At 58.5% G+C, this 10,860-nt stretch carries 11 protein-coding genes; 6 read left to right on the forward strand and 5 right to left on the reverse strand.

Going from position 1 to position 10,860, the window contains the following annotated elements:
* The 3 genes from Q8K05_RS12060 to dnaA form a co-directional block, all read right to left on the reverse strand.
* The coding region (locus tag Q8K05_RS12060) for an ATP-binding protein (protein WP_305246842.1) at window positions 1-613 on the reverse strand (613 nt) is incomplete at its 3' end.
* Window positions 614-715: 102 nt separating this feature from the next.
* Complete coding sequence (gene dnaN / locus Q8K05_RS12065; RefSeq protein ID WP_305246843.1) at window positions 716-1,822, reverse strand: DNA polymerase III subunit beta; 1,107 nt, start codon at window positions 1,820-1,822, stop codon at window positions 716-718.
* A gap of 264 nt (window positions 1,823-2,086) precedes the next feature.
* Complete coding sequence (dnaA, locus tag Q8K05_RS12070; protein WP_305246844.1) at window positions 2,087-3,481, reverse strand: chromosomal replication initiator protein DnaA; 1,395 nt, start codon at window positions 3,479-3,481, stop codon at window positions 2,087-2,089.
* Window positions 3,482-4,450: 969 nt separating this feature from the next.
* Between dnaA and rpmH the strand changes: the two genes are divergently transcribed.
* The 6 genes from rpmH to Q8K05_RS12100 all read left to right on the forward strand — a co-directional run bounded on the left by rpmH (window position 4,451) and on the right by Q8K05_RS12100 (window position 9,358).
* Window positions 4,451-4,585 (forward strand): 50S ribosomal protein L34, encoded by a 135-nt coding sequence (gene rpmH / locus Q8K05_RS12075; protein ID WP_007862708.1) that lies wholly within the window; start codon window positions 4,451-4,453, stop codon window positions 4,583-4,585.
* Window positions 4,586-4,642: 57 nt separating this feature from the next.
* The gene (locus tag Q8K05_RS12080; protein WP_305246845.1) at window positions 4,643-5,053 is read left to right on the forward strand and encodes a ribonuclease P protein component; all 411 of its coding nucleotides are present in this window, start codon (window positions 4,643-4,645) and stop codon (window positions 5,051-5,053) included.
* Window positions 5,050-5,367, forward strand: coding sequence for a membrane protein insertion efficiency factor YidD (yidD, locus tag Q8K05_RS12085; protein ID WP_305246846.1), 318 nt, complete (start codon window positions 5,050-5,052; stop codon window positions 5,365-5,367). The genes Q8K05_RS12080 and yidD overlap by 4 nt, the downstream gene beginning before the upstream one ends.
* Window positions 5,364-7,085 (forward strand): membrane protein insertase YidC, encoded by a 1,722-nt coding sequence (gene yidC / locus Q8K05_RS12090; RefSeq protein WP_305246847.1) that lies wholly within the window; start codon window positions 5,364-5,366, stop codon window positions 7,083-7,085. The genes yidD and yidC overlap by 4 nt, the downstream gene beginning before the upstream one ends.
* Before the next feature lie 33 nt (window positions 7,086-7,118).
* On the forward strand, window positions 7,119-8,555 hold the full coding sequence (gene mnmE / locus Q8K05_RS12095) for a tRNA uridine-5-carboxymethylaminomethyl(34) synthesis GTPase MnmE (protein ID WP_305246848.1): 1,437 nt from the start codon (window positions 7,119-7,121) through the stop codon (window positions 8,553-8,555).
* A gap of 152 nt (window positions 8,556-8,707) precedes the next feature.
* Entirely contained in the window at window positions 8,708-9,358 is a 651-nt protein-coding gene (locus Q8K05_RS12100; protein WP_305246849.1) for a hypothetical protein, read from the forward strand.
* A 26-nt stretch (window positions 9,359-9,384) separates the two neighbouring features.
* Here the strand turns inward: Q8K05_RS12100 and Q8K05_RS12105 are convergent, their stop codons facing one another.
* Window positions 9,385-9,951: an adenine phosphoribosyltransferase gene (locus Q8K05_RS12105; RefSeq protein WP_305246850.1), complete on the reverse strand. Its 567-nt coding sequence runs from the start codon at window positions 9,949-9,951 to the stop codon at window positions 9,385-9,387.
* 148 nt (window positions 9,952-10,099) lie between these two features.
* Window positions 10,100-10,860: NAD-binding protein (locus tag Q8K05_RS12110; protein WP_305246851.1), on the reverse strand; the 761-nt coding region annotated here is incomplete at its 5' end.

Here is a 10,860-nt window from a genome sequence, read left to right on the forward strand (position 1 = left end):
AAACTTCGACCCCGTTCTGGATTTCAACCGGACGGTCGAGCACTTTGCCCTGGTGGAATGTCATCGCGTATTTCTTGCCGTCGCGGCGCACGATCAGCTTGAGCCATTTCGAAAGGCCGTTGACGCACGACACGCCGACACCATGCAGGCCGCCCGACACCTTGTAGCTGTTCTGGTTGAACTTGCCGCCGGCATGCAGCTCGGTCAGGGCAATTTCGGCCGCCGAACGCTTGGGTTCGTGCTTGTCGTCCATCTTGATGCCGGTCGGAATGCCCCGGCCGTTGTCCACCACGCTGATGGAGTTGTCCATGTGGATGGTGACGAGAATGTCGTCACAGTGGCCCGCCAGCGATTCGTCGATGGAGTTATCCACAACCTCGAACACCAGGTGGTGCAAACCGGTGCCGTCTGAGGTGTCGCCGATGTACATGCCGGGCCGCTTGCGCACGGCCTCCAGGCCTTCCAGTATCTGGATCGAGCCTTCGCCATACGCTTCGGACGCGCCGGCCTGGTTGGTGTCGATTTTGGGCTGGAAATTGGAGCTTTCCTCGCCTGCAACACCCTCGTTGACGTTCACTTGATCGGTTTCGTTCGGTTTGTTTTCTTCAGTCATGGTCGGCTCTTCCCAATTTCTTCAATCTCTGCAATGACCAAACCCGCGAAGGTTCGCGGGTCTGTTTGTAGTTTCTGACGTGTTCTTCTTGTCAGACAGGCGTTAAATACGCATCGGCATCACCACGTACTTGAAAGCGGCGTCGTCGGGAATGGTCAGCAGCGCCGAACTGTTGGAGTCGGCCAGCTCAATCTTGACCATGTCCTGGCTCATGTTGGCCAGCGCATCAATCAGGTAGGTCACGTTGAAACCGATTTCGATGGAGTCGCCGCCGTAGTCGATGTCGAGTTCATCGACCGCTTCTTCCTGCTCGGCGTTGTTCGACGCCACGCGCAGGGTGCCAGGCTCGACGTTCAGCCGCACACCCTTGAACTTTTCGCTGGTCAGAATGGCCGTGCGCTGCAGGCTGGCCAGCAGCGGCACGCGGCCCAGCGTGATGATGTTTTTGTGGTTCTTGGGGATCACGCGGTTGTAGTCGGGAAACTTGCCTTCCACCAGCTTGGTCACAAACTCCATGCCTTCAAAGCTGAATTTGGCCTGGTTGCCGGCAAACTGCATTTCGATCGCACCTTCCTTGTCGCTGAGCAGGCGCTGCAGCTCCAGCACCGTCTTGCGCGGCAAAATCACTTCCTGCTTGGGCACTTCAACGTCCAGCGTGGCCGACGAAAACGCCAGGCGGTGGCCGTCGGTGGCCACCAGGCTCAGCTGATTGCCTTCGGCCACAAACAAAATGCCATTGAGGTAGTAGCGGATATCGTGCACCGCCATGGCAAACGACACCTGGTTGAGCAAGGCCTTGAGCACTTTTTGCGGCACTGAAAATGCCGGTCCAAAGTTGGCAGCCTCCTGCACCAGCGGAAAGTCTTCAGCCGGCAGGGTCTGCAGGGTGAAGCGGCTTTTGCCGCCTTTCAAAATCAGCTTGCTCTGGGCAGACTCCAGCGACACGGTCTGGTCGCTGGGCATGGAGCGCAGGATGTCAATCAGCTTGCGCGCGCCCACCGTGGTGGTGAAGTCGCCCATATCGCCGTCGAGCTCGGCCATGGTACGGATCTGGATCTCAAGATCGCTGGTGGTGAACTGCAACTGCGCACCCGTTTTGCGAATCAACACGTTCGCCAGGATTGGCAAAGTGTGCCTGCGCTCCACAATGCCCGCGACCGATTGCAGTACCGACAAAACTTTATCTTGAGTGGCTTTCAGAACGATCATGTCTTCCTCTGTATTTATCTTTAATTCTTTAATTCAAATTAGTAGTAGTGATAAGGGCAGCGACTTTCTGTGGATAGCCGCTATTTTCCTTTTAAAATCAACCACTTGGCGTTTGTTTAACCCTGTGCCCAGAAGCTCCTGAGCTTGACTGCCAGATATGAACAACTTTCGATTGTCATCTGCTTCTGTGGATAAGTCATGGCTTGTTAAAAAGTTGTCCACATGGTTGTCGCGCTGGCCTTGCTGTCATGAAAGCATGCTTTATCAGCCCTTGAGGGTTTGTTCCAGCACATGCAGCTGCTGGTTAAGCTCGCTCATGAGCTGGCGTTCAGCCGACATTTTTCGCACGGCGTGCAGCACCGTGGTGTGGTCACGCCCGCCGAACAGCTCGCCACTCTCGGGCAGGCTTTTTTGCGTAAGCTCCTTGGCCAGGTACATGGCGATCTGGCGCGGCCGGGCAATGCTGGCGGGCCGCTTTTTCGAATACATGTCGGCGACCTTGATCTTGTAGTAGTCGGCCACCGTTTTCTGTATGTTTTCAACCGAAATCTGCCGGTTCTGGATCGACAGCAGGTCGCGCAGCGCTTCCCGGGCCAGCTGAATCGAGATTTCCTTGTGGTTGAACCGCGAATAGGCCAGAATTTTGCGCAGCGCGCCTTCAAGTTCGCGCACGTTGGAGCGCACATTTTTGGCCACAAAAAACGCGACCTCTTCGGGCATGGTCGTGCCTTCCGTTTCAGCCTTGCGCAGCAAAATGGCTACCCGCATTTCAAGCTCGGGCGGCTCAATGGCCACCGTCAGCCCGGAGTCAAAGCGCGACACCAAGCGCTCATGAATGTCGGTCAAGCCCTTGGGATAGGTGTCGCTGGTCATCACAATATGTGATTTTTTGGTCAGCAAGGCTTCAAAAGCGTTAAAAAACTCTTCTTGGGTGCGGTCCTTGTTGGCCAGAAACTGCACATCGTCAATCAGCAGCAGGTCCAGCGAATGGTAGCGTTCCTTGAACTCGTCAAACGTCTTGCGCTGGTAGGCTTTGACCACGTCCGACACAAACTGCTCGGCATGGATGTAGAGAACCTTGGCCGCCGGATTGTCCGCCAGCAGCTTGTTGCCAATGGCGTGCATCAAGTGGGTCTTACCCAGCCCGACGCCGCCATAAATGAACAGCGGGTTGTAAAGCTGGCCCAGACTACTGGCCACGTGCAGCGCAGCGGCGCGGCCCATGCGGTTGGCCGTACCCTCGATCAGGGTGTCGAACGTCAGCGCCGTGTTGATCCGGTTCTTGAACGGAATCACCGCAGATTCTTCAGGCACCGCTGAATGGGCGGGTCCCGGAACGCCCGCGCCTTCAAAGCTTCGGACCATCGGGGCTGATTTGGTTGGAATTTCCCGGGGAGCAAGCGCTAACTCCAGCGGAATTCTCTGGCCTGACAGCTTTTCAAGCAGCGCAGAAATACGGGCCGCGTACTGGGCCCGAACCCAATCGAGTTTGAAGCGGTTGCCGACCTGAACGGTCACTTTGGACAAGTCGGGGGCGACGTTGACCACCAGCGGACGGATCCAGGTGTTGAACTGCTGTTCGGGTAATTCCTGGGCCAGATGGTCAACGCAGTTTTGCCACAAGTCGTGACTCGCATCAGAAACGGACACCGCACTCATGACTGATTTTGACCAGGCTGCAAGGGGAAAGCAGTGCGCAGCTGCTTGTGGATATTGTTAATTTTGAGCACCCTCAATTGTAGTCGTGGTGGCAAGTTATCCACAAAATTGGGGCTTCTGTGCCAGCGCAGGAAGGGAGGCCGGGTCATGACGAGCCCGAGGCCGCTTTGAACGCGATGTTACCCCCGAAACCAAGGCATGACATCGGTGTTGTCACCGTCAATTCGCGTATCACCTGGTCGCTGAACAATTCATTGAAACAGTAAAAGTTAATACTTTACTACTCAATTTCTGAAAAGTTTATTTTTTACTCATAACCATGGGGACAACTTTTGAACAACTTCAAGGTTATCCACAGGCTCAGCTAAGAATTCAAAGTTGTTCATCTCTGGCAAGCAAGTTCACGGGGACCTGGGCACAGGGTTAAACAAACGCCAAGTAGTTGAATTTAAAAGGAAAATAGCGGCTATCCACAGAAAATGGCGCCCTTTACTACTGCTACTAATTTGAATTAAAGAAATAAAGATAAATACAGAAGAACTCTGCGCCGCTGTTGACCACGGCCAGTCAGAGGGGACCTGAATTGCGTGGCGTTGTCTCTCCCTGTCAGGCAACCAACATCCGCCGCTGAAAGCTGGTTTTGCCTGTTGTTATCTAGCATGAAGCGCTTCACAGGCCGCGTTGACCTCACTCTTTTCCTTAGCCGCCAGCGCTTGGCGGTTGCCAGTTCCGGGAAATCTGCGATAATCACGGGTTTTCCCGATTCGTAGCGGATTGATATCGCTTGCACGGCCTTTTTATTGACTCAATGCTGAGTTGATCAACCAGGCCGTTGCAGGTGAGTTGCAGGTTGAGCAGACTTGTCACGTTGGTTGTGTTGTAAGGCCGCCAAGATCATTCGAATCGCCAAGTGAAGCTTTGCAGCTGACAGCCCCGTAATAAGCCGAATAAAGGCTAGTAGGATTTATCATGAAACGCACATACCAACCTTCCAAAGTCAAGCGCGCACGTACCCACGGTTTCCTGACGCGCATGAAAACGCGTGGCGGCCGCGCAGTGATTGCTGCACGTCGTGCCAAAGGCCGCAAGCGCCTGGCCGTCTAAGTCTGCTTTTTGCAGGCTTTGCACCGGTTTCCTTTTCTGAACTGACGCTTTGCGCTAGTGCAGCGGCTAAAAACCCGACCTCAGTTCCAGGCAGTCCTTGCCGGCAGCATTGTTGCAAGAACGACGCACTTCGCATTGCACCGCAATGCGCTTGATGCAAAAGCCGTGCAAGCCAAGCCCGGAGTTCCGGTTGACGAGCCCGTGCTCTTTCCTGTCCAGGCTACGTGGATAGGCGCGATGGTTCCAAAACGCTGGGCCAAACGAGCCGTCACGCGCAATGCCATCAAACGACAGATCTACACCGTGAGTGATGATTTCTCACCGCAGTATCCGCTGGCCGCTTACGTGGTCCGCCTGCGGCGTGAGTTTTCCCGCAAGGAATTCATCAGCGCCAGCTCCGAACAGCTCAAGCAGGCGGTACGCGCTGAAGTGCAGGCGCTGATGCAGGCGGGAGCGCATGCCGGATGAAACCGCTTGTTGCTGCTTTGCTGCGTCTCCCGCAAACCCTGCTTATCGGCCTGGTGAAAGGCTACCGCCTGTTGCTCAGGCCCTGGCTGGGATCGGTCTGCCGCTTTGAGCCGAGCTGCTCGGTGTATTCTTTGCAGGCACTGCAGTTGCATGGCGCGGCGATGGGCAGCTACCTGACGCTGCGCCGCCTGGTGCGTTGCGGACCCTGGTGCGACGGTGGCCACGATCCCGTGCCACCCAAGGATTCGGCCTCACTTTTCACCCGTCTGGTCACACCTGTGACTTCCACCTCTTCTAAAAAGACGCCGTCATGAACGACATCCGCCGCACCATTTTGTGGGTGATTTTTGGTTTCTCCATGGTTATGTTGTGGGACCAGTGGCAGGTTTTTAATGGCCACAAGGCCACTTTCTTCCCGTCCGCCACGCAGACGGCCCAAGCGCCTGCAGCCACTTCGCCTGCTGTGGGCACTGCCGCCGGGGCGGCGTCTTCAGTGCCCTCGTCTGCTGGCAGCATCAGCGCTAGCGCACCTGGCGCTGTGCCCATGGGTGCGCCGTCGACCACACCTTCTGCCGCCAAAGAGCGCGTGGTGGTCAATACCGACGTACTGGCGCTGACTTTCGACTCCGAAGGCGGGACGCTGGTTCACTCGGTATTTACCAAACACAAGGACATGGCGAACAAGGACGTCGGTTTTGTGCTGCTCGACGAAAGTCCCAACCGTATTTACGTGGCGCAGAGCGGCCTGATCGCAGGCAGCGCCGGTGGCACCTTCCCCACCCATAAAGCGCTGATGACCGTGCTGCCCGGCGAGCGCACGCTCAAAGACGGTGAAAACGAGTTGAAGGTTCAGTTCGAGTCGGCCGATATGGGCGGCGTCAAGCTGGTTAAAACTTACACGCTCAAACGCGGCGCCTACGATGTGGCCGTGCGCCACGATGTGATCAACACGGGCGGCGCTGCCGTCGAGCCGCAGCTTTACCTGCAGCTGGTGCGTGACGGCAACAAGCCGCCGGGTGAGTCATCGTTCTACTCCACCTTCACGGGCCCGGCGATTTACACCGAAGCCAAGAAGTACCAGAAAGTTGATTTCAAGGACATTGAAAACAACAAGGTTGACGTCGAGAAGCAGGCGACCAACGGCTATGTGGCCATGGTGCAGCATTATTTTGCATCGGCCTGGATTCTGGGTGATGGCCTGCAGCGCGACCTGTTTTTCCGCAAGGTGGACACCAACCTGTATGCCGTGGGCATGATCACGCCGGTGGGCACCGTTGCGCCGGGAACGACCAAAACGATCGATTCGAAATTCTTCATCGGTCCTCAAGTTGAAAAAACACTGGAGGTGTTGACCCCCGGCCTGGAACTGGTCAAGGACTACGGCTGGCTGACCATTCTGGCCAAGCCGCTGTATTGGCTGCTCGATGCGCTGCACGGCTTCATCCAGAACTGGGGCTGGTCCATCGTGGCCCTGGTGCTGCTGCTCAAGATCGCGTTCTACTGGCTCAATGCCAAGGCTTACGCCAGCATGGCCAAGATGAAAGCGGTCAGTCCCAAGATCACGGAAATGCGTGAACGCCTGAAAGACAAGCCGCAGGAAATGCAGCAGGCGATGATGAAGATCTACCGCGAGGAAAAGGTCAACCCGATGGGCGGCTGCTTCCCGATCATGGTTCAGATCCCGGTGTTCATTGCGCTGTACTGGGTGTTGCTGTCCAGCGTTGAAATGCGCAATGCGCCGTGGGTCATGTGGATCGCCGACTTGTCGTCGCCCGACCCCTACTACATCCTGCCCATCGTGATGGCCCTGACCACCATGCTGCAGACCGCGCTCAATCCTGCGCCGCCAGATCCGATGCAGGCCAAGCTGATGTGGTTCTTGCCCTTGATTTTCAGTGTGATGTTCTTCTTCTTCCCGGCCGGTCTGGTGTTGTACTGGATTACCAACAACATCCTGTCGATTGCCCAGCAGTGGGTCATCAATACCCGAATGGGTGTACCGCCGCAGTTCAACCTGCCGAAGTTCAAGTAACAAAAAGGGCCGCTTAGCGGCCCTTTAACATTCATGCTGGCCCGTCATCATCATTCCATCGTTGCCATCGCCACCGCGCCCGGACGCGGCGCGGTGGGGATTGTTCGCGTCTCCGGACAGAAAATTGCACCGTTAATCAATGCGATTTGCGGCCGCTCGCTGGTACCCCGCCAGGCGACTTACCTGCCGTTTCGGGATGCCCTGGGTCAGATGATTGACCAGGGGCTGGCCATTTATTTTCCCGCGCCCCATTCCTATACGGGTGAAGATGTGCTGGAGTTGCAGGCGCATGGCGGCCCGGTCGTGCTCCAGCTGCTGCTGGCGCGGTGCCTGGAAGCGGGCGCCGCCATCAATCCTGAGACCGGCCTGCCTTGGTTACCCCAGCTTCGCATCGCCCAACCGGGAGAATTCACCGAGCGGGCCTTCCTCAATGACAAGATTGACCTGGCGCAGGCAGAAGCCATTGCCGACCTGATTGATGCCAGCACCGAAACCGCAGCCCGATCGGCCGCACGGTCCATGTCGGGCGAGTTTTCGCTGGCGGTCAACACGCTGCTGGCGCAGCTGGTCCACTTGCGCATGCTGGTCGAGGCCACGCTCGATTTCCCGGAGGAAGACATCGACTTTCTGCAAAAAGCCGATGCGCAAGGCCAGTTGTTGCGCCTGCAAGCCACCCTGGCCAGCGTGATGCAGCGCGCCACCCAAGGCGCCATCCTGCGCGAAGGCATCAAGGTGGTGATTGCCGGCCAGCCCAATGCCGGCAAGAGCTCGCTGCTCAATGCGCTGGCCGGTGCCGAGCTCGCCATCGTCACGCCGATAGCCGGCACCACGCGCGACAAAGTATCGCAGCTGATCCAGATCGAAGGCGTGCCGCTGCATGTGGTCGACACGGCCGGCCTGCGCGAGGCACTGGACGAAGTTGAAAAAATAGGCGTGGAGCGCGCCTGGGCCGAAATTGAAAGCGCGGACGCGGTGCTGTTTTTGCACGACCTGACCCGACAGGATGTCACGGACGAGATGCAGGATGCTATAAATTACATAGCTGATGACGCCAGAATAGCCGGTATATTGAGTCAAAAACTCCCTAAAACCACGGCCATCATCGATGTCTGGAACAAGTCGGACAGGGCCAGCCCCGCTGTGCTGAGCCAGATCAGCGACGGCGTACTGATTTCAGCCAAAACCGGTGCCGGCCTGCCAGCCCTGCGGCAACAGCTGCTGCAGGTGGTGGGCTGGCAGGCCGCGCCCGAAGGCGTGTTCATGGCGCGCGAACGTCATGTGCGTGCGCTGCGCAGCGTGGAGACTCAGCTGGCAACCGCCGCAGCGCAGCTCGGTGCGGCCCGGCCCGCGCTCGACTTGCTCGCTGAAGATCTCCGCCAGGCGCAACTGCACCTGAGTGCCATTACCGGTGCATTCACGGCCGATGATTTGCTGGGCGAGATTTTTTCGAGCTTCTGCATAGGAAAGTAGTCTTTCCATGACCGGTGCGTGCTGCCAGGCCTGAATGCAGGTTCTTAAAGAAAAATTCAGCCCATCCTGGGTGAAATACACTCGGTTGAATGAAATCGCAGGGCCCGTGCCGAAGGGCGCGATGTGCATCCCCACTAGAGAGAACGTTGAACATGTCCTTTTTGAACTGGTTATTCGGCAAGTCCGCAGCGCTCCCGCCCCAGCCGCCGGTGCCCGAGGCCGCGATACGCCGCGAGCGCAGCAGGCTCAAACGCCATGCCCGCCGTGAGCAGTTGTATGTGGCCATTCGCGAGGCCATGATGCGGGCCGGCGTGTTGTCTACCAGCTACAAATTCAAGGTGCTTTCGCTGGACCAACCCGGTGAACAATTCATGGTCATGATGGACTTGGCCAAGGGCTTTGAGGGCTCGCCCGGGCAGCTGGCCGAAATGGAAGCGCTGATTGTCCACAGCGCCAAAGCCCGTTTCGAGATCACGGTGCCCGCCGTTTACTGGCGCCTCGATGAGGTGGCCATCGTGCGCAAGCCCGGACTGGCCTCACAGAGGGCCTGGCCAAGGCCTGCTTTGCAGGCCGATGCCGCAGCGCCACCGCGCCATGAGCCCATTCAGGCGGAGGAGATTGCCGCCTTCAAACAAGCTTTGTTGGCCGCCTCATCACAGGGCGCTTCAGTGGTTACGCAGGGCCTTTCCACCCGCAGTGGCCTGCACGAGGTTGCGCCGCGCACCGGCTTTGAAGATACCGAAATGCCGGAGTCGGCCGCCTCGCCTGCACTGAGCAGCACGCAATACGGCGACCTGAATTAAGCGGGGCAGCGAGCCCTTTGATCGGCTCACTGTCCTGAAAAATCAATCAGCGTGAACAGCGGCAAGCCTGCGGCGCGCAGCGCCGCTGACCCGCCGAGTTCCGGCAAGTCCACGATGGCCGCACCTTCGGTCACGCTTGCACCCAGTTTTTCGAGCAGCTTTTTGCCCGCCATCATGGTGCCGCCGGTGGCGATCAGGTCGTCAATCAGCAGCACCCGGTCGCCGGGTTTGACCGCGTCGGTGTGCAACTCCACGGTGGCGCTGCCATATTCCAGCTCGTAGGTTTCCTGTACGGTGGAAAAGGGCAGCTTGCCCTTTTTGCGGATCGGCACAAAGCCCACGTTCAGCTCGTAGGCCACCACGGCGCCCAGAATGAAGCCGCGTGCATCGAGTCCGGCCACCACGTCGGGGCGCAGGGCCGGGTCCATGTAGCGGTGCACAAAGGCGTCAATCAGCACGCGAAAGACCTTGGGATTTTGAAGCAGTGGCGTGATGTCGCGAAACTGCACGCCAGGGGTGGGCCAGTCAGGCACGGTGCGGATATGGCGGCGCAGGTAGGGGCCATAGTTGAACGAGTCGTGCGTAGTCGGCATGGAGGGTCAGACAAAGGGGTGGTGGGCCCTCATTTTGCCCTGCGCGTCGACCAGCAGGGTCTCGCCCATGGCCATGCCTTCACCGGTCAGCGCGCTCATGTTGACCAGTCGCTGGACCGAACCGCATGGGGCTGCAGACTGCGGGCCTTCAGCCGGCCAAAAGTTTCTGCTCGGCCAAGGCCAGCGCGGCAGGCTTGCCCGAGAGCACCAGCGTGTCGCCGCCTTCGAGCAGCGTTTCCTCATGGACCTCCAGCGCTTTGCCATTGCTGCGCCGCAGGCTGACCACGCGCACGCCCGCCACCTGCAGCGCCAGTTTGCCCAATGGCTTGCCGACGCACTTGATGCCCGGAGGCAGTGTCACGGTAGCGAGGCGTTCCTGCTCAATCTCGTTGATGGTGTTGTCATCGGCACCACGGAAGTAGCCGCGCAGCAGGTTGTAGCGGGCATCGCGCTGGTCCTGCACCATGCGGATCACGCGGCGCATGGGCACACCCACCAGCGCCAGCGCATGGCTGGCCAGCATCAGGCTGCCTTCAATCGCCTCGGGCACAACTTCGGTGGCGCCCGCAGCCCGCAGTTTTTCCAGGTCATGGTCGTCCACGGTGCGCACGATCACCGGCACCGTGGGCGCATGGGCGCGCGTGTTGGCCAGCACCTTGAGTGCGCTGGCTGTGTCCAGATAGGTCACCACCACGGCGCTGGCGCGCGCCAGGCCCGCCGCCATCAGGGCCTGCAGCCGCACCGCATCGCCAAACACCACCGAGTCGCCGGCCGCCGCGGCCTGGCGCACCCGGTCGGGGTCGAGGTCTAGCGCCATGTAGGGTATGCCTTCGCTTTCCAGCATGCGGCCCAGGTTCTGGCCGCAGCGGCCATAGCCACAAATGATCACGTGTTTGTCGACGTTGATGG

Source organism: Polaromonas sp., assembly GCF_030682935.1.
Lineage (GTDB): Bacteria > Pseudomonadota > Gammaproteobacteria > Burkholderiales > Burkholderiaceae_C > Polaromonas.